The organism is Enterobacter sp. CCUG 70166, from assembly GCF_020224095.1.
Lineage (GTDB): Bacteria > Pseudomonadota > Gammaproteobacteria > Enterobacterales > Enterobacteriaceae > Enterobacter > Enterobacter intestinihominis.
Genome location: NZ_NRIQ01000035.1, coordinates 1 through 23690 on the forward strand (window position 1 = coordinate 1; position 23690 = coordinate 23690).

Annotated in this window: 25 protein-coding genes, 2 pseudogenes and 1 other annotated feature; of the genes and pseudogenes, 16 read left to right on the plus strand and 11 right to left on the minus strand. The window is 51.6% G+C overall.

What is annotated here, in order from left to right; all coding sequences use genetic code 11:
- The 8 genes and pseudogenes from CKK19_RS14170 to CKK19_RS14205 all read right to left on the minus strand — a co-directional run.
- Positions 1-200 (minus strand): annotated as a pseudogene (locus tag CKK19_RS14170) (hypothetical protein); the annotation flags it as partial.
- Entirely contained in the window at positions 197-418 is a 222-nt protein-coding gene (locus CKK19_RS14175) for a hypothetical protein (RefSeq protein WP_023304372.1), read from the minus strand. The pseudogene CKK19_RS14170 and the gene CKK19_RS14175, both read right to left, overlap by 4 nt.
- Before the next feature lie 635 nt (positions 419-1053).
- Complete coding sequence (locus tag CKK19_RS14180) at positions 1054-1395, minus strand: hypothetical protein (protein WP_023306399.1); 342 nt, start codon at positions 1393-1395, stop codon at positions 1054-1056.
- On the minus strand, positions 1388-1771 hold the full coding sequence (locus tag CKK19_RS14185) for a hypothetical protein (protein WP_023306400.1): 384 nt from the start codon (positions 1769-1771) through the stop codon (positions 1388-1390). Before CKK19_RS14185 ends, CKK19_RS14180 begins: the two co-directional genes overlap by 8 nt.
- A 111-nt stretch (positions 1772-1882) precedes the next feature.
- Positions 1883-2161, minus strand: coding sequence for a hypothetical protein (locus CKK19_RS14190; RefSeq protein ID WP_063854412.1), 279 nt, complete (start codon positions 2159-2161; stop codon positions 1883-1885).
- Positions 2162-2183: 22 nt separating this feature from the next.
- Positions 2184-3017, minus strand: a complete 834-nt coding sequence (locus CKK19_RS14195; RefSeq protein WP_063854413.1) for a hypothetical protein — start codon at positions 3015-3017, stop codon at positions 2184-2186.
- Positions 3018-3074: 57 nt separating this feature from the next.
- Positions 3075-3248 (minus strand): hypothetical protein, encoded by a 174-nt coding sequence (locus CKK19_RS14200; RefSeq protein WP_169810607.1) that lies wholly within the window; start codon positions 3246-3248, stop codon positions 3075-3077.
- 18 nt (positions 3249-3266) lie between these two features.
- The gene (locus CKK19_RS14205; RefSeq protein ID WP_154815138.1) at positions 3267-3422 is read right to left on the minus strand and encodes a hypothetical protein; all 156 of its coding nucleotides are present in this window, start codon (positions 3420-3422) and stop codon (positions 3267-3269) included.
- A 2143-nt stretch (positions 3423-5565) separates the two neighbouring features.
- On the opposite strand from CKK19_RS14205, the gene CKK19_RS14210 reads away from it, so the two are divergent.
- From CKK19_RS14210 to wcaA, 3 genes and pseudogenes are all read left to right on the plus strand, one after another.
- Positions 5566-6144 (plus strand): tyrosine-type recombinase/integrase, encoded by a 579-nt coding sequence (locus CKK19_RS14210; protein WP_063853503.1) that lies wholly within the window; start codon positions 5566-5568, stop codon positions 6142-6144.
- A gap of 200 nt (positions 6145-6344) precedes the next feature.
- Positions 6345-6647, plus strand: a pseudogene (locus CKK19_RS14215) (pentapeptide repeat-containing protein); the annotation flags it as partial.
- A gap of 33 nt (positions 6648-6680) precedes the next feature.
- Positions 6681-7550, plus strand: coding sequence for a colanic acid biosynthesis glycosyltransferase WcaA (gene wcaA, locus CKK19_RS14220; RefSeq protein ID WP_072201505.1), 870 nt, complete (start codon positions 6681-6683; stop codon positions 7548-7550).
- A 389-nt stretch (positions 7551-7939) separates the two neighbouring features.
- Here wcaA and CKK19_RS14225 read toward each other — a convergent pair whose 3' ends face one another.
- Positions 7940-8560, minus strand: coding sequence for an L-threonylcarbamoyladenylate synthase (locus CKK19_RS14225; protein WP_003856793.1), 621 nt, complete (start codon positions 8558-8560; stop codon positions 7940-7942).
- Complete coding sequence (gene rnm, locus CKK19_RS14230; RefSeq protein ID WP_032622438.1) at positions 8557-9438, minus strand: RNase RNM; 882 nt, start codon at positions 9436-9438, stop codon at positions 8557-8559. Before rnm ends, CKK19_RS14225 begins: the two co-directional genes overlap by 4 nt.
- A 139-nt stretch (positions 9439-9577) precedes the next feature.
- Here rnm and trpL point away from each other — a divergent pair, with 139 nt between their 5' ends.
- From trpL to yedF, 8 genes are all read left to right on the plus strand, one after another.
- Positions 9578-9622 (plus strand): trp operon leader peptide, encoded by a 45-nt coding sequence (gene trpL, locus CKK19_RS14235; protein ID WP_071524153.1) that lies wholly within the window; start codon positions 9578-9580, stop codon positions 9620-9622.
- Positions 9599-9693, plus strand: a sequence feature (Trp leader region). Its footprint overlaps the gene before it by 24 nt.
- A 23-nt stretch (positions 9694-9716) precedes the next feature.
- Entirely contained in the window at positions 9717-11279 is a 1563-nt protein-coding gene (locus CKK19_RS14240; protein ID WP_063853504.1) for an anthranilate synthase component 1, read from the plus strand.
- Positions 11279-12874: a bifunctional anthranilate synthase glutamate amidotransferase component TrpG/anthranilate phosphoribosyltransferase TrpD gene (trpD, locus tag CKK19_RS14245; RefSeq protein ID WP_022648332.1), complete on the plus strand. Its 1596-nt coding sequence runs from the start codon at positions 11279-11281 to the stop codon at positions 12872-12874. Before CKK19_RS14240 ends, trpD begins: the two co-directional genes overlap by 1 nt.
- 3 nt (positions 12875-12877) lie before the next feature.
- A complete protein-coding gene (trpCF, locus tag CKK19_RS14250; protein WP_225455164.1) occupies positions 12878-14236 on the plus strand; it encodes a bifunctional indole-3-glycerol-phosphate synthase TrpC/phosphoribosylanthranilate isomerase TrpF in 1359 nt (452 codons plus the stop codon).
- Positions 14237-14246: 10 nt separating this feature from the next.
- Entirely contained in the window at positions 14247-15440 is a 1194-nt protein-coding gene (gene trpB / locus CKK19_RS14255) for a tryptophan synthase subunit beta (protein ID WP_022648334.1), read from the plus strand.
- Positions 15440-16249 carry a tryptophan synthase subunit alpha gene (gene trpA, locus CKK19_RS14260; protein WP_063853506.1) on the plus strand — a complete coding sequence of 270 codons (810 nt, stop codon included), beginning with the start codon at positions 15440-15442 and terminating at the stop codon, positions 16247-16249. The genes trpB and trpA overlap by 1 nt, the downstream gene beginning before the upstream one ends.
- Before the next feature lie 174 nt (positions 16250-16423).
- Positions 16424-17635, plus strand: coding sequence for a selenium metabolism membrane protein YedE/FdhT (gene yedE, locus CKK19_RS14265; protein WP_063853507.1), 1212 nt, complete (start codon positions 16424-16426; stop codon positions 17633-17635).
- On the plus strand, positions 17632-17865 hold the full coding sequence (gene yedF, locus CKK19_RS14270; RefSeq protein ID WP_003856774.1) for a sulfurtransferase-like selenium metabolism protein YedF: 234 nt from the start codon (positions 17632-17634) through the stop codon (positions 17863-17865). The genes yedE and yedF overlap by 4 nt, the downstream gene beginning before the upstream one ends.
- Positions 17866-18151: 286 nt before the next feature.
- Here the strand turns inward: yedF and ompW are convergent, their stop codons facing one another.
- Positions 18152-18784: an outer membrane protein OmpW gene (gene ompW / locus CKK19_RS14275; RefSeq protein WP_003856769.1), complete on the minus strand. Its 633-nt coding sequence runs from the start codon at positions 18782-18784 to the stop codon at positions 18152-18154.
- A 282-nt stretch (positions 18785-19066) separates the two neighbouring features.
- On the opposite strand from ompW, the gene CKK19_RS14280 reads away from it, so the two are divergent.
- From CKK19_RS14280 to yciA, 5 genes are all read left to right on the plus strand, one after another.
- Positions 19067-19471 (plus strand): YkgJ family cysteine cluster protein, encoded by a 405-nt coding sequence (locus CKK19_RS14280; RefSeq protein WP_017384228.1) that lies wholly within the window; start codon positions 19067-19069, stop codon positions 19469-19471.
- Between the two features lie 25 nt (positions 19472-19496).
- Entirely contained in the window at positions 19497-20240 is a 744-nt protein-coding gene (locus CKK19_RS14285; RefSeq protein ID WP_023300270.1) for a YciC family protein, read from the plus strand.
- 13 nt (positions 20241-20253) lie between these two features.
- The gene (locus tag CKK19_RS14290) at positions 20254-20793 is read left to right on the plus strand and encodes a septation protein A (protein ID WP_063853508.1); all 540 of its coding nucleotides are present in this window, start codon (positions 20254-20256) and stop codon (positions 20791-20793) included.
- A 180-nt stretch (positions 20794-20973) separates the two neighbouring features.
- A complete protein-coding gene (locus CKK19_RS14295) occupies positions 20974-23160 on the plus strand; it encodes a TonB-dependent siderophore receptor (protein ID WP_063853509.1) in 2187 nt (728 codons plus the stop codon).
- Between the two features lie 98 nt (positions 23161-23258).
- Complete coding sequence (gene yciA, locus CKK19_RS14300; protein WP_022648341.1) at positions 23259-23654, plus strand: acyl-CoA thioester hydrolase YciA; 396 nt, start codon at positions 23259-23261, stop codon at positions 23652-23654.
- The last annotated feature ends 36 nt before the right edge of the window (positions 23655-23690 follow it).

Below are 23690 nucleotides of genomic sequence, written 5' to 3' on the forward strand. Positions count from 1 at the left end.
GTTTTTGTTGACCACTTCAAAGCCACATTCCCAGAGGTATAGAGAGCGCCAGTGATATCGAGCACATCGCCGCACTGCACATCAGCAGGAAGAGAAGCAAACACTTTACTGTCTACTGCTGCAAAATTGTCGGTCGCAGCACTCACAATATCTGTGTAGCTTTTACGTACCGGAAAGACTTCTGATAGGTCAATAATCATTGTTTGGTTGATTCCTTATTTACTTTACGTGCAATCAAATCCTGAATAGTTGTTTCTTGTTTTGGTGATTCGTCAGGAAAATACGTATCCATCGCTTTGATCACTTCATCAACCGAACAACCAGCATACTGAGCCACCATCTCAATCATCTGAGGATTGACGGTGAGAACATCATTTTTATATTTGAGTACACGCGATTTGTTATTTAATAGAAACATGTTGTTCCTTCGCGTTTTATTAACTTTTCTGTTACGCATTGAGCGTAAGAAAGGCGACCGAAGTCGCCAGGAGATATGCCCTTGTTAGAAAGCATTCTGTTAAAATCATTTTCGTTTCGGAGGATCATGATGTTAAAGAATGACATCTAAAATAATGAAGGGCGCAACTGTTACGAATAACAGAAGAAGGATCGCCCGTCATTGCTCCCACTTCAAAACAGAAGCCCTTCTGTCATGGCGAGAAGTGGGAATGGAATCTCAATATCACCACTGGAATAGTAATAAGAGATTGCCAGCCTGAACGTAACTACCACTGACGGCATTTATTCAGTCTGACTACATTCACCCTAACGGAATGAATGAGTAAAGAGCGAATGCCCTTTCTGAAAAAGTCGGAGATGCGCGGTGATTGCGATGCAATACCAACACAACGAGACATTACATCCCGCGCATTCCTTCGGAACTAAACAAGACAAAGAAGAAAGAACCAACACTTTCAGAGAGAACATTCGAATGGAAAGAGTGCCGCTATGGGAAACGGCATTCAGGAGGGAGAAGTGATTCGAATTCTTACCCTATAACTCTAATTATGACATAAATAGCACAATAAGTCAAGGCATTTCGTAACTTTTATGTTATGCGCATTCTTCCGCGATCTGGATGGCAAGCTCTCCGAGTTCAACGGTGGTGTGTTCCATAGCGAGGGCAAGCTCCTCCATATCATTGGCAATGCGCCACGCCTGATCCACGGTGACGGTATCCCCGTTCATCTGCACCAGGTGCTCTACAGCAGCATACCAGTGTTCAAGGGCAGTGATTGCCTGTTCAGTGTATTGCACCGCCTCCAGGAGCACGGAGGGCGTTCTCTCACGCCACGCCTTATTAACAAGCTGTAGGGTTGGTAAATGCCAAATATCGTGGAAAGAGTTAATTAGGGTGTTCACGTTGTTCACGATGTCCAAAGTTTTATTATTCATTGTTGTTTTCCTTGTCGTCAAAGAGAATGTCAAAATCTTGTATGTGGTGAGATAAGCCGTTAGTTTGGGAATATCCCACCCAGTCAATATAGTTTTCTGCGTATAGCTGCCACTTCTTAAGATTCGATGAATCAACACGGTATTCACGGCGGCGGCGTGGTTTATAGAAGACGTTATCCGTTGACGATAAAACATCCTGCAATAGTTCAAACTCTGCCCCTACGGGCACCGTTGCAGGGTATTCTATTATTTCGGTGATCCATTCTCCTGGAATAGACTCTCTTGCGAGGTCTTGTAGAGAAGAGGTGTATTTACGTTTGCTGGCGCGAGTGGCTTTTTCGATTCTAACAATGTTACTTCGTTCTTTTCGTCCCATTCATTCCTCGTAGAGGGAAACTTCCGTGTTTTCTCGTTAATGTCCATACTGCGTAAAATGCAAATAACCAATACATAGCGATGATCATAAAAGTTTCCCGATTGTTGTTATTTAGTCGTTCGAATAAATGATCTCATAATCCGAGATCATAGATTTTATTGTTATGTCGAGATGTCCAGCTTCTTTAAAATCGATCACACCGAAAGATTTAAGAGAATGTAGCCAGAACATCACACCACCTTGCGAACATCCAGAACGTTCGATAATGTCACCGTAGCTGATCTTTGTCGGTTTGGATTTATAGAAGTAATGCAGGGTTTCTAACACACGCTTTCCAGCGTCATTAATCTGAATACGGTCAACGCCGTATTTCACTAAGTATTGTATCAATTAGTCCTCCTGGTTAAAATGGCTACAAGCGCCCTGTTATTTCGAAGAGATTCCTCTTCATTTTCAAATGTTCTATTGCGGCTGGGTTGGTTAGTTTCCCCTGACTTTCGAATAACACGAGGTATGGCAGATCGTAATCCTGGAAAACTAAGAAGCGATCAGATGCGTCGTTTAACCTTTCAAAGGCTAACCCATCAAAACGTTCGTCTCGTGGCGTTTTAAACTCGAATGGGGAAATGGCTTGCTGATTGGCTGGTGCTTTCTTTGGCGTTGGTTTCTTCGTGGGCTTTGGCTTCGGTGTTGGCTCCACTTTTTCCGGCGCTGGCGCTTCTTCTTCCGGCATATCGTCAAACTCGCACATCGGATCGGCTTCTGGAACAGGTTGCTTTTCTTCCTGCACCTCTGGCGCTACGTCTTCTTTGGCATTGCCAAAAACTGGATGTTTCAGACAATCCACCCAATCAGGATCGGCTTTATCTTCCAGCGCGTTACGATCACGTTCTAAGAGGAAGTTTTCCGGCGTGAGCGGTGTAACAGTCCATTGATTGGATCGCTTTGGATTATCACTGGAAATAAGACCGATCTTTCTCAGCTTTGCAACAATACGTGTTGCCGTTGCTGGGCTGACACCAATACTTTGACCAAGCTGATCGACGTTATCGTAATAAGTACCGCCCAACTCTTTCACGAAGTAATAGTAGCGATGCCGCATCCTGACGTAAAAATCTTTGTCATTGTTTGTGAGTGACTCTGTAATGCCTGATTTCAGATTGGTGATCCTGGTGCATTCGAGAAATGCTGTTTCAGATGGAACATAATCGAAATCGTTAGTATCGATGTATTTTATTTTGGTCATTGGTTATTATTCCTTGTTTGTCGTCACCGCTTGCGCGGTTAATAGGTGAGTTTGGGATCACTTGCCCTCTGTTAATTTCTCCGCGTGCTGGTCAAGAATAGAAAGAATGTATTCTCTTACGGTAATTCTCTGCGCTCTCGCTGCCTTAAAAAGGGCTTGAAACGTTGAATCATCAATTTTCAGAGTAGTGAATGCCTTCCCCTTTGGGGTTGAGTTTATAATGTCGCTCATATGGTTTCTCCTTCTGGTTTATTCGTTGGCGGTGGTTTCAGCCTGTTCAGCTTTCCATTGATCGTAAAGTTCGATTCCTTTACGCAATCTTTCAGCGTGTTCCAAATATCCTTGACGCTGTGCTGCTGCTCGCTGGCTGTTAAGTGCCTTGCGGGTCTTGTCTCCAGTTTTCAAAGCCTCGAAGACAAGTTCTGGATTAAAATACTTAATGTTGATTCTCCTTGCGTGAGATAAACGAAAACACCGTCCAGGGGAGAACGTTATTAACGTTGCCTGATAGTGCGGTGTGATTTGGATTGTTTGGGTCAGGCTGGATGCCTAATAAGATGACGGGATGAATGCTTTCCTCACCCGACAAAACTTACTATAACATGAAATGATTTCAAAGTCAATAGCTAATTTCAAAATTAAGTGAATTAAAATTTTAACACACTCAGGCTATTTGTTCAACCCCTTCTCACACTAACAAAACCTCCTGTATCGCGTTCTGAGAGCTTTTGTGATATCAGTAGTATCTGCATTCCCTACCATCTCAAAACCGCTTACAGCGCGTCTGAGGCGTTCTATTCGCATCACTTCCGCCCTCTGGCACTTACCGAAACCAATAGCACAACTACTGAGGGATAACGTTAGTTATCAGGATAGTAGGTGATGGTATTGGATTGAGGCTGGATGAACTGGAGCTATCAGCGACCAGTGAAGCCTTAGCCGTGGGCTAACTTTGCATGGATGAAATGCGGAGCATGGAAGACAGGCAGAAGTTATGCCGAAAGACATTGCGCACACGGCGCATAGCTTCTGTGCCTCGTTTCACGAGGGCGAAGCCCTGGCACAATCACAGACAGATGCGCTGATCGCTGCGTCGTGAGCGGCTGACCGAGTAGCCACCCAAAGGCGAATCAGGTCACTTGCCAGGCGACACACGCCAGCAAAGCGAATCTTTCACAAGATCTTCTAAAAGCTCTCTTTTAGAGATCGCTTTTAGATCTCTCTTTGTATAGCACCTCAATTTGAGGGTTATCCTGCCAATCTATCCCTCATTTTGAGGGTTATATCTTGAGTTTATCCCTCAATTTGATGGCTATCCGATTATCACAGGTGCAAATACACCTCAATTTGATGGCTATCCGATTATCACAGGTGCAAATACACCTCAATTTGAGGGTTATCCAAAGTACCGATCAGACCTTCAGCCAACGTAGCCCGAAAGGAAGCGAAGTAAGGCTGCTTGCCAGGAGTGACGGCGATTGACGCCAGGCAAATGATCTTTGCGACCAGCGCAAAAGGTCAAATCCACAAACATAGTCTTATAGATCTTAGTATTATAATTAAGTAGTCTTATAGTGTGACATAACGTCACAGAAGTAGTTTGTAAGTGTGACATAACGTCACAGATAGGACGATTAGTATGTGTGACGCTCCGTCACATAGTCGGGTTTTTCCTGTATGTCATCATGCAGACATACGGGTTTTTCCTGTATATCCAGTTAACCAACATCTGAACATACGGGTTTTTCCCGTATATTACGAGAGTGACAAAACGTCACTTTCAGCCCTTCACCCAACGAATCGCACATGCAACAATCCTAAGAACAGCCAGAGGAAAATATTAGGTTATCCCTATCGAAACCCCACATTAATAACGTCAAAACCTATCTTAAATGACAGGTAAAGATCCTGGGTAAATGTAAGCTAAAGTAGATTGTTCACTTTCATTGTCAGAATGATCAGTTTAGCCAAACCGTTGTGTAGTGCTGAATACAGCGCCATTTGTCATGAAAACTACTTTGCACCCGTGCCAGATTCGTTGAACGAGTTTTCTAAATTGAAACGATGTTTCTTTTTCCATGCCAAAACCCGCCAATTAATTAGCATTCTAATCATTTCTTGATGCAATCAACTCAGGTGAGAATTATTATCATCTATCGTGCAATATCGCCCCGCTTCGATACACATTAGAAAAGTGTATTCTGTAACTTGTTGATTTAACTTATTCAGTACACTTTTCCATCACTTCACCGTGCGAACAGGGGTAACACCCCACCATAGAAAATAAATTTCTTGACATAACCACAGTTTTATGAATCATTGATGAAATTTAATTTATTTTTATTTTTCAATTAGTTACAGATATTCGGTACTGACAGGCGGCAGAATTGGGGCGGCCTCGATCACGCCGTTAAGCAACTCAAGCAACCGCGCACACATTTTGATCATTTTGTGCTCTTCTTAAACATACGTATCGTACAACCTGTTGAAAATGATCAATTTCTGATCAATGATGTTTTCACCGAAACGAACATAAGGAGGGGTAAAGATGAAAGGTATTAGTCAGGCGCTAAAGAGTGCAGACGAAGTTAAGGCAGTAGCAGCAGAGCTACAGCGCAACGCCAGAAGCAACCTGTTTTATTGCTTGTGGGTGTTTATGTATGAAAGCGGTCTACGTATCTCTGATGTGCTCAAACTCCGGTACGAAGATGTAGAAGGGCAATCTCACCTTAAGGTGAAGCAGGAGAAAACCGGAAACGTAGTGAGGCCAAAGGTGACAGCCGCGATGCTGTCAGCCGTAGCGCAACGTAAGGCAGAGCAAGCCGATATGCCAGTGAAGACGGATTTCATCTTTAGCAAGGGCGATCTTCGTAGCAGAGGCAAAGCCGTAACCCGTAACACGGTATTCACTGAATTTGGGAAGATGGGACGTAGAGCCGGATTCTCTAACGTGGGCTGCCATACGCCGCGAAAAAGTCGGGGGCGAATCCTATTCGAAAATGGTGTAGCTATTGAAACTATCGCCCATTTCCTGGGGCAGACAGATCCACGTTCAACCATGTATTACATCGGGTACGGTCAGGACGTGCAGGACGATTTAACAGAGGAGTTTTCTTTAGAATGGTGATCACCATGAAAAGTTTGAATGTGCTGACGTTGGCAGTTTTGCCATCCTTGGCGAACGCCAGACGACTATAAACAAATGTTACATAACGTCAGTTTGTCTTTGGGAATATTTCTGAAAATGAATGGGTACAATTGCAGAATGATATGGGGAGTGATTAACTGCAAGCCTAATTTATTATCGATACTCACAGTAAGCTGAACATGAACAGCAAAAATAGAATTCAAAAAAAACTGCTGAAATATCATCACATTGACCTTAAGAACCCTCGTCACCAGTCGGATCTGGCAGGTTCGGACCTGCGGTTTATGGATCTTAGGAGGTTTAACTTGCGTAATATTAATTTATCGGGTTGCGATCTTTCGTTCAGCGATCTTCGGGGAGCCGATTTCTCATATGCCTCTCTGAAAGGGGCAAATCTCAGCCACTGTAAAACGGAAGGGGCGATTTTCAGTCACGCGAACTGTACCGGAGTGGACTTTTCAGGGAGTGACATACAAAAAGCTACTTTTACTGGGGCACTGACAGAGCGTGTGGATATTAGCAGCGACACGCTTTCATCCCGACCGCTCATCTCCGTCTATATGCCTACCTGGAACCGTGAAACACTGACGATCAGGGCTATACAATCAGTATTGAAACAGGATTATACACACTGGGAACTCATTATTATCGATGATTTCTCATCGTCATTTGATAAACTTCAGACTTATATCGCCGATCTGAATGACCCGCGCATTACCTACATCCGCAATGAATTTAATTCCGGAGCCTGTGCCGTCCGGAATCAGGCGATACGAATGGCCAAGGGATATCTGATAACGGGTCTGGATGATGATGATGAATGGCTGCCGACACGCCTGTCCTCCTTTCTTGCCTGCCAACATAAACTTCAACAGCACAGCTTCTTATACGCTGATGATTACCTTTGCGACAGCACCGGATACAAGCACCTTAATGAATTACAGGTTTACCCTAAACCTCCCTATAAAAAGAACCTGTTTGATAAGCGGAATATTATCGGCAACCAGATGCTTACTTTAACCAGCCGGATGCAGCAGGTTCTGTTTGATGAACACCTGACCGCCGCTCAGGATTATGATGCATTCTACCGGTTGGCTGAAACCTATGGCGATCCTTTCAAACTGGACGTGATAACTCAGGTGCTATATGTCAATCACGGTGAGGTCCGCATCACCTGCTCAGGACGTAAGTTTTCAGGTTATCTGGATTTTTACCGGAAGCACAAAGCAAAATTAGACGTATCGAGTAAAAAATATCAGCTTTTCACCCTGTACTACATTCGCAACAAAAGGATGCGACCACAAACGCTAATGAATCTGATGACATTACGCAATCTGAAACGCTATCTGATGATGTATTCCAGCTTCCGGAACAGGAAGTTCTAACACGTGCATATGATGAGAGGATAATTACAGTTAGGTATTGTTCCAGATGGGATAGTCTTCGCGTTTACTATCAAGCATAATTTCGACAAATGAGCGTTGTCTTTGAGCGAGAGAATCGATGAGGCTTTCCAATTTGTCGTATTAATACCAAGTAAGGAACAGTACCAACGAAGACAGGAATGGTAGGGAAACGTGTACATACATGATGAGAGTCGAGATGTAGCCAATGGCTGTCACACAAGCTGGTAATAACCATTAACCGAGACACATTAACTAATTGATTGCAAAAGATTTAATATTTATCTTGTGCGCCTTCACAGGCGTCGAATCAGGTCAAAAACAGGGCAACGCCCTGCTTTGATGGCCGCGTAGTATATCTTCTTACACCCTTACAAGAAAGGCTTAACATCGCCCACGCCTTCACGAATCACTTCTGGCGCGTCTTCGGTGAGATCCACCACGGTGGTCGGCTGCTGGCCAAGATAGCCGCCATGAATAATCAGCTCCACCACCTTCTCCAGACGATCTTTGATCTCTTCCGGGTCGGACTCGGTAAACTCACTGCCCGGCAGCATCAGCGATGTGGAGAGCATCGGCTCGCCGAGGGTTTCCAGTAGCGCCTGGGCAATCGGGTTCGACGGCACGCGCATGCCGATGGTTTTACGTTTTTCCTGCAACAGACGACGCGGCACCTCTTTTGTCCCCTTCAGAATGAAGGTGTAGTTACCCGGCGTGTTGTTTTTGATCAGGCGAAAGGCCACGTTATCAACATAAGCATAGGTCGACAGCTCAGAGAGATCGCGACACATCAGGGTGAAGTTGTGGCCATCCGGCAGCTGGCGGATGCGACAGATGCGCTCCATCGCCCCTTTATCCTCAATTTTACAGCCCAGCGCGTAGCCAGAATCGGTTGGGTAGACAATAACGCCGCCTTTGCGGACGATCTCCACGGCCTGATTAATCAGACGTGGCTGGGGGTTATCCGGATGGATATAGAAAAACTGACTCATACTTCCCTCTCTTCAATTTGCTGTGGCTGTTCCCAGAGCTGCCAGACAGGCTCAACGCCCGCGGGTAACCAGAGCTTGCGCCCCAGTTCAATCCACGCGCAGGGCTGATGGAAATCTGAACCCTGTGACCCAAGCAGACCAAACTGACGGGCGTAGGTCGCGAGCTGCGAACGCTCATTGGGTGCCTGCTGACACTGGGCAACTTCCATCGCCTCACCGCCGGATTCGGCAAAGTGGGCCAGCAACCTTTTCAGCCATTTAGCAGAAAGATTATACCGCCCCGGATGGGCCAATACGGCCTTACCACCAGAATGATGAATCACATCAATAGCTTGTTTTATTGTACACCACTGGGGAGGAACGTATCCGGTTTTCCCGCGCGCCAGATACTTTTTAAACACATTCGCCATGGTCGTCGCTTTACCGGCGTCAACCAGAAAACGGGCGAAATGGCCGCGCGTGACCGCCCCACCGTTCGCCAGCTTGCGCGCACCTTCCAGCGCACCGGGGATATGCGCCTTCTCAAGACGTTCGCCTATCAACTCCGCGCGTTGATTGCGTCGTGCTTTTTGTTCTTGCAAAAATGCGCACATTGCCGGATGTTCTGTATCAATATTCAGGCCAACGATATGAATTTCGTGGTTTTCCCAGAGCGTGGAGATCTCGACCCCGGGCACCAGATTTAGCGCCAGCCCGCTTCGGGCAATCTCGGCGCGCGCGGCGGGGATGGCGTCTGTTGTGTCGTGATCGGTTATTGCCAGCGTGCCGACACGCATTTCAACGGCGCGATGGACCAGGGCTTCGGGCGTCAGCAGGCCATCTGAAGCCTGCGTATGGCTGTGTAAATCATAAATTACGGCGTAGGTGGTATCGCTCAAAGCACTTCCCATAACAGTCTGGAGACATCCGAAGCACCTATGATACCGACTTACCGCGAAATACTGAAATCAGGGGTTGACAACACGCCATCGAACTAGTTAACTAGTACGCAAGTTCACACGAGAAAGGTATCTGAAAATGACAGCACATTTCGCTCTGCACGGTTGGTGGCGTACTTCCTGATCTTCGGGCAGTGTCACGCGTCTGCGAAAAGCAAACAGATACCCGGCCCGCTCCCAAGCGGGCTTTTTTTTGAACAGAATATGAGAATAACAACATGCAAACAGCCAAACCCCACCTCGAACTGCTGACCTGCGAGGCGGCCTATCGCCATAACCCTACCGCGCTCTTTCATCAGGTGTGCGGTGCACGTCCTGCGACGCTGCTGCTGGAATCTGCTGATATCGACAGCAAGGACGATCTCAAAAGCCTGCTGCTGGTTGACAGCGCGCTGCGCATTACCGCAGCGGGTGACACTGTCACTATTAAGGCGTTATCCGAGAATGGTGCGTCGCTGCTGCCGCTGCTGGATGCGGCTCTGCCTTCAGGCATTGAAAATGAGCGTCATCCGGACCTGCGAATTCTGCATTTCCCGCCGGTAAGCCAGTTGCTGGATGAAGATGCCCGCCTCTGCTCACTCTCCGTTTTCGACGCCTTCCGCCTGCTGCAAAATCTGGTCAAAGTGCCGGAAGATGAGCGCGAAGCAATGTTCTTTGGCGGGCTGTTTGCTTACGACCTGGTTGCTGGCTTTGAAGATTTACCGGAAACCGAGCAGGGTAACCGCTGCCCGGACTACTGTTTCTACCTGGCCGAAACCCTGCTGGTGATCGACCATCAGAAAAAATACACCCGCATTCAGGCCAGCCTGTTCACGCCATCTGTGTCTGAGAAAAATCGCCTCGCGCAGCGCATCGGCCAACTGCAACAGCAGATGTCAGAAGCACCGCCCGCGCTCCCGGTGCAGCGTGTTGAAAAGATGACCTGCGAGGTGAGTCAGACCGACGATCAGTACGGCGCGGTGGTCCGTCAGATGCAAAAAGCGATTCGTGCCGGGGAGATTTTCCAGGTGGTGCCGTCCCGTCGCTTTTCACTGCCCTGCCCGTCGCCGCTGGCGGCTTACGATGTGCTGAAAAAGAGCAACCCAAGCCCGTACATGTTCTTTATGCAGGACAATGATTTCACTCTGTTCGGCGCGTCACCGGAAAGCTCCCTAAAGTACGACGCCACCAGCCGCCAGATTGAGATCTACCCGATAGCGGGAACCCGTCCACGCGGCCGTCGTGCCGATGGCTCCCTGGACCGCGATCTCGACAGCCGCATCGAACTGGAAATGCGTACCGACCACAAAGAGCTCTCCGAACACCTGATGCTGGTTGACCTGGCACGTAACGACCTGGCGCGTATTTGTACGCCGGGCAGCCGCTATGTGGCAGACCTGACCAAAGTCGACCGCTACTCCTTCGTCATGCATCTGGTATCCCGCGTGGTGGGTGAGCTGCGCCACGACCTCGACGTCCTGCACGCCTACCGCGCCTGCATGAACATGGGCACGTTGAGCGGCGCGCCGAAAGTCCGCGCCATGCAGCTGATTGCCGAAGCTGAAGGCCGCCGTCGCGGCAGCTACGGTGGCGCGGTGGGCTATTTCACCGCTCACGGTGACCTCGATACCTGCATCGTGATTCGCTCCGCCTACGTTGAGGACGGCATTGCTACCGTCCAGGCCGGGGCCGGGATTGTGCTGGATTCTGTTCCGCAGTCGGAAGCCGACGAAACCCGCAGTAAAGCGCGCGCGGTACTGCGCGCCATTGCTACCGCACACCATGCACAGGAGATTTTCTGATGGCTGACATTCTGCTGCTCGATAATATCGACTCCTTTACCTACAACCTGGCAGATCAGCTGCGTGCGAATGGGCACAACGTCGTTATCTATCGCAACCACGTTCCGGCCCAGACGCTGATTGACCGTCTGGCGACCATGCAAAACCCGGTGCTGATGCTCTCCCCGGGGCCAGGCGCACCGAGCGAAGCGGGCTGTATGCCTGAGCTGTTGACCCGTATGCGCGGCAAGCTGCCGATTATCGGCATCTGCCTCGGCCACCAGGCGATTGTCGAAGCCTACGGTGGTTACGTGGGTCAGGCGGGGGAGATCCTGCATGGTAAAGCGTCAAGCATTGAACATGACGGTCAGGCGATGTTTGCCGGTCTGCCGAACCCGCTTCCGGTGGCGCGTTACCACTCACTGGTCGGCAGCAATATTCCGGCCGGGCTGACGATTAACGCCTCGTTTGAAGGGATGGTGATGGCGGTACGTCACGATGCGGATCGCGTCTGCGGGATGCAGTTCCACCCGGAATCTATCCTGACGTCTAACGGCGCGCGCCTGCTGGAGCAAACGCTCAACTGGGCGCTGCAAAAGCTGGAGCAGACCAACACCCTGCAACCGATTCTGGAAAAACTGTATCAGGCCCAGACCCTGAGCCAGCAGGAGAGCCACCAGCTTTTCTCCGCCGTCGTGCGCGGCGAGCTGAAGCCTGAGCAGCTGGCCGCTGCGCTGGTGAGCATGAAAGTGCGCGGCGAAAGCCCGCAGGAGATCGCCGGTGCGGCAACCGCGCTGCTGGAAAATGCTGCCCCGTTCCCGCGCCCGGACTATCCGTTTGCCGATATCGTTGGGACCGGTGGCGACGGCAGCAACAGCATCAATATTTCGACCGCCAGCGCCTTTGTGGCGGCGGCATGCGGACTGAAAGTGGCGAAGCACGGCAACCGCAGCGTGTCCAGCCGTTCCGGATCGTCCGACCTGCTGGCGGCTTTCGGTATCAACCTGGACATGAACGCCGAGCGTTCCCGTGAAGCGCTGGATGACCTGGGTGTCTGTTTCCTGTTTGCGCCGAAGTATCACACCGGTTTCCGCCACGCGATGCCCGTTCGCCAGCAGCTTAAAACCCGGACACTGTTTAATGTGCTCGGTCCACTCATTAACCCGGCGCACCCGCCGCTGGCGCTGATTGGCGTTTACAGTCCGGAGCTGGTCCTGCCGATTGCGGAGACGCTGCGCGTCCTCGGTTACCAACGCGCCGCCGTGGTACACAGCGGCGGGATGGATGAAGTTTCCCTGCATGCGCCCACGCTGGTGGCCGAACTGAATAACGGCGAAGTGCTGAACTATCAGCTTGAGGCCGCTGATTTCGGGTTGACCCCGTACCATCAGGACGCCCTGGCGGGCGGCACGCCGGAAGAAAACCGTGACATTCTCACGCGCTTATTACAAGGTAAAGGTGAGGCCGCCCATGAGGCCGCCGTGGCGGCCAACGTAGCCATGCTGATGCGTTTACATGGCGAGGAAGATCTGAAAGCCAACGCCCAAAAAGTTCTGGACGTACTGCGCTCCGGTGCAGCTTACGATCGCGTTACCGCACTTGCGGCAAGAGGGTAAATAATGCAGACCGTTTTAGCGAAAATCGTCGCCGATAAGGCCATCTGGGTGGAAGCCCGTAAGCAACAGCAGCCGCTCGCCAGTTTTCAGAATGACGTCGTTCCGAGCAGCCGTCGTTTCTATGATGCCCTCCAGGGCGCGCGTACCGCGTTTATTCTGGAGTGTAAAAAAGCGTCTCCGTCCAAAGGCGTGATCCGTGACGATTTCGACCCGGCGCGTATTGCCGGTATCTACAAGCATCATGCGTCTGCCATTTCTGTGCTGACGGATGAGAAATATTTCCAGGGCAGCTTCGATTTTCTGCCCGTAGTCAGCGGCATCGCGCCGCAGCCTATTCTGTGCAAAGACTTTATTATCGACCCGTATCAGATCTGGCTGGCGCGCTTTTACCAGGCCGATGCCTGCCTGCTGATGCTCTCCGTGCTGGATGACGAACAGTATCGCCAGCTCTCCGCCGTCGCGCACAGCCTGAATATGGGCGTGCTTACCGAAGTGAGCAACGAAGAGGAGCTGGAGCGCGCCATCGCGCTGGAAGCCAAAGTGGTCGGCATTAACAACCGCGACCTGCGCGACCTGTCGATTGACCTCAACCGTACGCGCCAGCTTGCGCCGCGTCTGGGTGCGGGCGTCACGGTGATCAGCGAATCCGGAATCAACAGCTACGCTCAGGTGCGCGAACTCAGCCACTTTGCCAACGGTTTCCTGATCGGTTCCGCGATGATGGAACACGACGATCTTAATGCGGCCGTGCGCCGCGTGCTGCTGGGTGAGAACAAAGTTTGCGGCCTGACCCGTGAGCAGGATGCGCAGGCCGCGTATGAGGCGGGCGCGATCTATGGTGGTCTGATCTTTGTTGAGTCCTCTCCTCGCGCCGTTAATGAAGAACAGGCGCGCAAGGTGATTGCGGCTGCGCCACTGAGCTACGTGGGCGTGTTCCGCAATGCGGATATTAACGACGTTGCGGCGAAAGCGGACGCGTTATCCCTGAGCGCGGTTCAGCTACATGGCGATGAAGATCAGACATACATCGATGCTCTGCGACATGTTCTGGCACCTCAGGTTCAGATCTGGAAAGCGCAAAGCGTTGGCGCCATCCTGCCCGCGCGTAACCTTAGGCATGTTGATAAATACGTGCTCGACAACGGCCAGGGCGGCACGGGGCAGCGTTTCGACTGGTCACTGCTGCGTGGCGAAGTGCTGGACAATGTCCTGCTGGCGGGGGGATTAAGCCCCGATAACTGTGTGAAAGCAGCCAAAACCGGCTGCGCCGGCCTCGATTTCAATTCAGGCGTAGAGTCCCAACCGGGCATTAAAGACGCCAGCAAGCTGGCATCGGTATTTAAAACTCTGCGTGCATATTAAGGAAGAGAAGATGACGACATTACTTAACCCGTATTTTGGTGAGTTTGGTGGGATGTACGTCCCACAAATCCTGATGCCCGCTCTGCGCCAGCTGGAAGAAGCGTTCGTGAGCGCGCAGAAAGATCCGGCGTTTCAGGCGGAGTTTACTGACCTGCTGAAAAACTACGCCGGTCGTCCGACGGCACTGACCAAATGCCGCAACCTGACCGAAGGCACCAGAACCACGCTCTACCTTAAACGTGAAGATCTGCTGCACGGCGGCGCGCATAAAACTAATCAGGTGCTTGGCCAGGCTCTGCTCGCCAAACGTATGGGTAAAACCGAAATTATCGCCGAAACCGGCGCAGGCCAGCACGGCGTGGCCTCTGCCCTCGCCAGCGCCCTGCTCGGCCTGAAGTGCCGCATCTATATGGGGGCGAAAGACGTGGAACGCCAGTCGCCGAACGTGTTCCGTATGCGTCTGATGGGGGCGGAAGTGATCCCTGTGCACAGCGGTTCTGCCACGCTGAAAGATGCCTGTAATGAAGCGCTGCGCGACTGGTCTGGCAGCTACGAAACCGCCCACTACATGCTCGGTACCGCGGCAGGCCCGCACCCGTTCCCGACCATCGTGCGTGAATTCCAGCGCATGATCGGTGAAGAGACTAAAGCGCAGATCCTCGAAAAAGAGGGTCGCCTGCCGGATGCGGTGATCGCCTGCGTTGGCGGCGGATCTAACGCCATCGGCATGTTTGCCGATTTTATCGACGAAACCAGCGTTGGGCTGATTGGCGTTGAGCCTGCCGGCCACGGCATTGAAACGGGCGAGCACGGTGCGCCGCTGAAGCATGGTCGCGTGGGGATCTATTTCGGCATGAAGGCCCCGATGATGCAGACCGATGAAGGGCAGATTGAGGAGTCTTACTCAATTTCAGCCGGGCTGGATTTCCCGTCCGTAGGGCCGCAGCACGCGTTCCTCAACAGCACCGGCCGCGCGGATTATGTCTCCATCACTGATGACGAAGCGCTGGAGGCCTTCAAAACGCTGTGCCGCAATGAAGGGATCATCCCGGCGCTGGAGTCTTCCCACGCGCTGGCACACGCGCTGAAAATGATGAAGGAAAACCCGGAAAAAGAGCAGCTGCTGGTGGTAAACCTTTCCGGTCGCGGTGACAAAGATATTTTCACCGTTCACGATATTCTGAAAGCACGAGGGGAAATCTGATGGAACGCTACGACAACGCATTTTCACAACTGAAAGTCCGCCAGGAAGGCGCTTTCGTTCCCTTCGTGACGCTGGGCGACCCCGGTCCGGAGCTGTCGCTGAAAATTATCGATACCCTGATTGACGCTGGTGCCGACGCGCTGGAGTTGGGGATTCCGTTCTCCGATCCGCTGGCGGATGGCCCGACCATCCAGAACGCGACGCTTCGCGCGTTTGCTGCGGGCGTGACGCCGGGCCAGTGCTTCGAAATGCTGGCGGCGATTCGCCAGAAGCACCCGACCATTCCGATCGGCCTGCTGATGTACGCCAACCTGGTGTTCAGCCGCGGTATTGATGCGTTTTACGCAGAGTGCGCCCGCGTGGGCGTTGACTCCGTGCTGGTGGCTGACGTGCCCGTTGAAGAGTCTGCGCCGTTCCGTCAGGCGGCGATGCGCCACAACGTCGCGCCGATTTTCATCTGTCCACCGAATGCCGATGACGATCTGTTGCGCCAGATTGCCTCTTACGGACGGGGTTACACCTACCTGCTCTCCCGTGCGGGCGTCACCGGTGCGGAAAACAAAGCCGCGCTTCCGCTGCATCATCTGGTGGAGAAGCTGGCAGAATACCATGCTGCACCGCCGCTTCAGGGCTTTGGGATTTCCTCTCCGGATCAGGTTACTGCGGCGATTGACGCGAAAGCCGCCGGGGCCATTTCCGGTTCGGCTATCGTGAAAATCATCGAGAAGAATGTGGATAAGCCAGAGCAGATGCTGGCTGAGTTACACGCATTCGTCACATCCATGAAAGCGGCCACACACAAGGCGTAACCGTTAACACCGTCTGGCCCCGGCGTCAGGCGGTTTTCCCTTCTCTCTTCCTGAAAGAAGCAGGTCAAAATTGATCCTGTCGATATTTTCGGTGTGAATGACTTTTCAAACTTTCGCGTAAGCGTATGATCTGGGCTCTTTTTAGCGTTACCCTTCTGAGTTCAGAGGTTATTCATGTCCTGGCATTCCTTCAAACAGACTTACCTGGTTAAGTTCTGGTCACCTGTTCCGGCCGTTATCGCGGCAGGCATTCTCTCTACCTATTATTTCGGTATTACCGGCACCTTCTGGGCTGTTACGGGCGAGTTTACCCGCTGGGGTGGGCAGCTATTACAGCTGGCAGGCGTTCATGCCGAAGAGTGGGGTTACTTCAAACTGATCCATCTTGAGGGCTCACCGCTGACCCGCATCGACGGAATGATGATCATTGGCATGTTTGGCGGATGTTTTGCGGCCGCGCTGTGGGCCAACAACGTTAAGTTGCGCATGCCGAAAAGCCGCATCCGCATTATGCAGGCCGTGGTCGGCGGTATCATTGCCGGGTTTGGCGCCCGCCTGGCGATGGGCTGTAATCTGGCCGCGTTCTTTACCGGTATTCCGCAGTTCTCGCTGCATGCCTGGTTCTTTGCCGTCGCCACCGCCATAGGCTCATATTTCGGTGCAAAGTTCACCCTGCTGCCACTGTTCCGCATTCCGGTGAAAATGACGAAAGTTAGCGCTGCATCTCCGTTAACGCAAAAAACCGATCAGGCGCGTCGTCGCTTCCGCCTCGGTATGCTGGTCTTTTTTGCTATGGTTGCCTGGGCGATTTGCACGGCGATGAATCAGCCCAAACTCGGTCTGGCCATGCTGTTCGGCGTCGGCTTTGGTCTGCTGATTGAACGCGCGCAGATCTGCTTCACCTCCGCGTTTCGCGATATGTGGATCACCGGACGAACCATGATGGCGAAGGCGATCATTGCCGGTATGGCCGTGAGCGCGATCGGCATCTTCAGCTACGTTCAGCTCGGCGTGGAACCGAAAATCATGTGGGCGGGCCCAAATGCCGTCATTGGCGGGCTGCTGTTTGGTTTTGGCATCGTGCTGGCGGGCGGGTGTGAAACCGGCTGGATGTATCGCGCTGTGGAAGGCCAGGTGCATTACTGGTGGGTGGGTCTGGGTAACGTGATTGGCTCTACCCTTCTGGCCTGCTACTGGGATGACGTCTCTCCGGTGCTGGCAACAAACTGGGACAAGGTCAACCTGCTGAAAACCTTTGGTCCACTCGGGGGACTCCTGATGACCTACGCCCTGCTGCTTATCGCCTTCTTACTGGTTGTTGCACATGAGAAGCGCTTCTTCCGACGCGCCACCGCCAAAACTGAAACTCAGGAGAATGCCGCATGAAAGAGATCGTGCCTGATTATCGTCTCGATATGGTGGGTGAACCTTGCCCTTACCCGGCCGTCGCCACGCTTGAAGCGCTACCGCAGCTAAAGAAAGGTGAAATTCTGGAAGTGGTGAGCGATTGCCCCCAGTCGATCAATAACATTCCGCTTGATGCCAAAAATCACGGCTATACCGTGCTGGATATCCAGCAGGACGGACCAACCATTCGTTATTTAATTCAGAAGTGATTTCACGATCGAAAAAGGCCTCTCAGAGGCCTTTTCTAGTTTACTGGCTTTGGCCACCGTCGTCGTCTGAGCTTCGGCAGGCATGAATGAATGGTGAGACGTGTTCCGCAAACGGAACAGATAGCACCGTGAGGTAGGCTATGTGCTGGGCTGAACGTCGTGAACTGAAACTGTTTACCTGCACAAACCGGACACTCAAATTTGATGTTGGGGATATCCCCTCCAGCCAGGTGTGTGGAACAACCACCATACAGCAATCCCCGGCTGACCGGGGATATATCTTCTGTCAGAAACGATAACCCGCTGAGAACATAAATACCCACGGATCCAGACGGGTATTGATACTTTGCTGCTGGCCGCCAGCTTTAAAGCGCACGTCCGTATCAATGTCCATATACCAGACAGAGGCGTTGATCAGCCAGTCACGGTTAATCAGATAATCCAGACCAACCTGTCCCGCCATGCCCCACGAGTCTTTCAGGCTGAGATCGGAGAGCCCGGCCTCTTTACCGGTATCGTTAAATTTCTCATCAAAGAAGGTGGTGTAGTTAACGCCTGCACCAATATAAGGGCGCACCTTGCTGCTGGAATCGCCGAAGTACCACTGCGCCATCAGGGTTGGTGGTAAATGGTGCACCGTAGCAATGTCCCCGGTCGGCCCTAAACCGACGCGGTGACGGAATGGCGTGGCGGCCAGAAGCTCAACGCCAATGTTATCCGTAGCCATATACGTGAATGTCAGACCTAACTGGGTGTTATTGCTAACGTTAAACCCGCCCATACCCAGTACATTGTCGGAACCTTCCGTTGGACGCACCGTTGCCGAACCGGCACGAATAAAGAATTCACCTGCTTCATGCGCGTACGCGCCGCCAGAGAGACTGCTTAAGATAAGGGCTGCCACCGCTAATTTTTTCATATCCGCTCCATCGTTGTGGTTTTAATTGCGGAGGAGAATATACTCACAAATGAGTAATAAGTGATCTAACACAGATCACATTAAAACCAGTAAGTTAACATTCATTGATCTAGGTTAATTTTTGGTGACGCCTCATAAAGCAATAAGTTGTTACCGCGTCAATTTTTGGCATTTCATAGTTAAAAAATTTTCTGTTTTTCCTCTCTTGCGCTTCCTGTAGCGGCTGGATAATTTATCGCTCTCACAATCTGATTTGATGCGTTCTACTTTTGCAGGTGTGCCATGAGTGATCATAACCCGTGCATGACGTGCGGAGCCTGTTGTGCGTATTTTCGAGTCTCTTTCTACTGGGCTGAAGCCAGCGATGGCGGCGGCACCGTTCCGGTTGATCTCACTGAACCCTTGACCCCTTTCCTGCGTTGCATGCGCGGCACCAACCAAAAACAGAGCCGCTGTGTGGCACTGCAAGGTGAACCAGGGGTATCCACCCGCTGTTCCATTTACGCGGATCGCCCCAGCCCGTGCCGCACTTTCGCGATGTCGGGAGAGGATGGACAGGTCAATGAGGCATGCAATCGCGCCCGCGCCCGCTATGGATTACCGCCGCTTTACAAAGATATGCTTTTCCATACAAGCCTTGATGCTGCCACCAGCGTGTTATCCGGTGTACAATTGCCGGCTAATTAACACCTGCAATACTCAAGGAGAGTGCATGTCTATCACGGCGAAGTCTGTCTACCGTGACACGGGAAATTTTTTCCGCAATCAGTTCGTTACTTTTTTACTGATCGCGTTGTTGTGCGCCTTCATTACGGTGGTGCTGGGTCATGCGTTCTCACCCAGTGATGAACAGATTGCCTCGCTGAGCCAGGGGGATCATCTTGCAGGCAGCGCAGGGTTATTTGACCTTGTGCAGAATATGACGCCAGAGCAACAGCAAATCTTGCTGCGTGCATCTGCGGCATCTACCTTCTCGGGGCTAATCGGCAACGCCATTCTGGCGGGTGGCGTGTTGCTGATGATCCAGCTGGTGTCTGCCGGCCAACGCGTCAGCGCGTTACGTGCCATCGGGGCCAGTGCTCCGGTGCTGCCGAAACTGTTTATCCTCATCTTCCTGACTACGCTGCTGGTCCAGATGGGGATAATGTTGGTTGTCGTTCCGGGCGTGCTGCTGGCTATCGTGCTTTCATTTGCGCCAGTAATGGTTGTGCAGGACAAAATGGGTATTTTCACCGCCATGCGCAGCAGTATAAGGCTCGCGTGGGCGAATATGCGTCTGGTCGCCCCGGCCGTTATCAGCTGGTTGCTGGCCAAGACTCTACTGTTGCTGTTTGCGCCGAATTTTGCGGTATTAACGCCAAACGTCGGCGCGGTTGTCGCCAATACGCTGAGCAATCTGATTTCAGCTGTACTGCTGGTCTATTTGTTCCGCCTGTACATGTTAATTCGTCAGTAACCGGGATCGCAGAATGAAGCAGTTTCTTGATTTTTTACCGCTGATCGTATTTTTCGCTTTTTATAAGTTGTACGACATCTATGCCGGCACGCTGGCGCTGATTGTGGCAACGGCTGTGGTGCTGATTTACAGCTGGGTTCGCTATCGCAAAGTTGAAAAGATGGCGCTCATCACTTTCCTGATGGTGGCGGTGTTTGGTGGTCTGACGTTGTTCTTCCACAATGATGAATTTATCAAATGGAAGGTCACAGTGATTTACGGCCTGTTTGCGGGCGCGCTGCTCATCAGCCAGTGGGTGATGAAGAAGCCGCTGATCCAGCTCATGCTGGGGAAAGAACTGACGCTGCCGCAGGCTGTGTGGGGGCGTCTGAATATCGCCTGGGCGCTATTTTTTATTCTGTGTGGTCTGGCGAATATCTATATCGCATTCTGGCTGCCGCAGAATATCTGGGTCAACTTCAAGGTGTTTGGCCTGACGGCGCTGACCCTTATCTTCACCCTGCTCAGCGGCGTTTATATTTATCGCCACATGCCGCAGGATGACAAGCACTGATCCTTCTGGCCAGATCGTCACGCGGTCTGGCCTCTTTTCCCGCCTTCCCTTTTCTCCACAACCTTCCTGCGAAAATGTCTGAATCATGAAGATTTTATGGAGATTGCTGTCGCTTTATTGTAATGAGAATCACTATCATTAATATTCTTCATCGCATTTTTAACAAATGGAAATGAGTTGATGAATAACATAATAAGATTTGCCCCGGCTACACTTACACTCGCCATTCTTTCAACGCTATACCAGAGCGCGCACGCAGCGGAAGATCCTCTCGCCAATGGTGAAACAATGGTCGTTCAGGCAACCGCTGAAGAGGCCCTAAAGCAACAGCCGGGGGTTTCCATCATCACGGCAAAGGACATAGAAAAGGATCCACCGGTTAACGATCTTTCGGAAATTATTCGCAAAATGCCCGGGGTTAACCTCACCGGAAACAGCGCGACAGGCAGTCGTGGTAACAACCGTCAGATCGACATCCGCGGTATGGGGCCAGAGAACACGCTGATTCTGATTGACGGTGTGCCGGTGACGTCACGTAACTCGGTGCGCTACAGCTGGCGCGGGGAGCGCGACACCCGCGGGGACACCAACTGGGTTCCGCCAGAGATGGTTGAGCGTATTGAAGTGCTCCGGGGACCAGCTGCCGCCCGCTATGGTTCGGGGGCTGCCGGCGGCGTCGTCAACATCATTACCAAACGCCCGTCCAACGACTGGCACGGCTCCCTCTCCCTGTACACTAACCAGCCTGAAAATGATAAAGAGGGGGCGACGAAACGCGCTAATTTTGATCTGAGCGGCCCCCTCGCGGGCGATGCGTTAACGATGCGCCTGTACGGGAACATTAACAAAACCGACGCAGATGCTCAGGACATCAACACCGCGCAAAACGGCTCTTACGCCGCCGGGCGAGAGGGCGTACGTAACAAGGACATTAATGCCCTGCTCTCCTGGAAACTCACGCCACAGCAGATTATCGATTTCGACTACAGCTACAGCCGCCAGGGCAATATCTACGCGGGTGATACTCAATACAGCAACAGCAACGTCAGCCCTGACGGTCTGGTGTCGTCCCTGTATGGACACGAAACCAACCGAATGTACCGCCAGTCTTATGGCATTACGCACAACGGCATCTGGGACTGGGGTCAGTCAAAGTTCGGGGTTTATTATGAAAAGACCAACAACACCCGACTGGAAGAAGGCTCTACGGGCAAAGTTGAAGGGATGATCAATAGCGATAAATACGATACCAGCCGGCTGGAGTCATACCGTTCAACGGGTGAACTGAACATTCCTTTCTTCTGGCTGGTCGAACAGACGCTAACCGTGGGTGCAGAATGGAACCGTGATGAACTGAACGATCCGGCCTCAATGCAGTCGACAAATGTGTCGGGAGAAGTGATTAACGGCGTTCCCGGCACGGCTTCTGAGCGCAACAGCAAAAACAGCGCTGACCTCACCGGCATCTATCTTGAGGACAATATTGAAGCGCGTCAGGGCACCAACCTGATCCCAGGGCTCCGCTTTGATTATCACAATCAATTTGGCAGCAACTGGAGTCCGAGCCTGAACCTCTCTCAGGATTTGGGTGATATGTTCAAGGTTAAAGCGGGTATCGCTCGGGTATTTAAAGCGCCAAACTTGTATCAATCCAGCGAAGGCTATCTGCTTTCCACCCGCGGTAATGGCTGCCCGAATAACGTTTCCGAAGGAAGCTGTTACCTGTTAGGTAACCCGGATCTGGATCCGGAAATAAGCGTGAACAAAGAGATCGGCCTGGCCTTTGCCCTGGAAGGCTACGAGGCTGGAATTACCTGGTTCCGCAATGATTACAAAAACAAGATCGTTTCAGGAACGGACGTGCTGGGGCAGACAAGCAGCGGCGCAAATATCCTGCAATGGGAGAACGGCGGTAAGGCCGTTGTTGAAGGTCTGGAAGGCAACCTCACCGTCCCTGTTATTCGCGACACGCTAACCTGGCGTACTAATGCGACGTATATGATTCAGTCTGAAAGTAAAGACACCGGTAATCCGTTGTCGATTATCCCCAAATATACCGTCAACACCATGCTGGACTGGGAGGTTAACAGCAAGCTTTCAGCCAACGTAAGCTGGACGATGTACGGCCGCCAGAAGCCCAGAGAAAACGCTGAAATCCGCAAAGAGGAAAATGCGATGTCCAACAGAGAGATCGGCGCGTATTCCATCGTGGGTATCGGCAGTAACTATCAGCTGACCAAAAACCTGCGCCTGAATGCCGGCATCAGCAACCTCTTTGACAAGCAGATTTACCGTGAAAATGACGGTGCATCTACCTATAACGAACCGGGCCGCGCCTATTACGCTGGCGTAACCATGTCCTTCTGACCTTCAGGCGCCCGCGCTGCGGGCGCTAACCCTATTCTCTCCAGCCAGAAATCATAGTAGCATCCCGCCTGAAGTCTTCAGTTACGAGTTTAAAAACAATGACAACAAATGACGCCCCACAGGGCGAACTGGTTTTACGCACACTGGCAATGCCTGCGGATACGAATGCCAATGGCGATATTTTTGGCGGCTGGTTAATGTCGCAGATGGATATGGGCGGTGCAATCCTGGCAAAAGAGATTGCACACGGGCGCGTGGTAACCGTCCGGGTCGATGGCATGACCTTCCTGCGCCCTGTCGCGGTGGGGGACGTGGTGTGCTGTTACGCACGCTGCGTAAAACGCGGCAATACGTCTATCTCCATTAACATTGAAGTATGGGTGAAAAAAGTCTCTTCTGAACCGATTGGTCAGCGCTATAAGGCGACGGAGGCCCTGTTCATCTACGTGGCAGTGGATAGCGACGGTAAGCCCCGCCAGCTCCCACGGAGCTGATCCTCAGGTAAAAAAAAGCCTCCTTGCGGAGGCTTC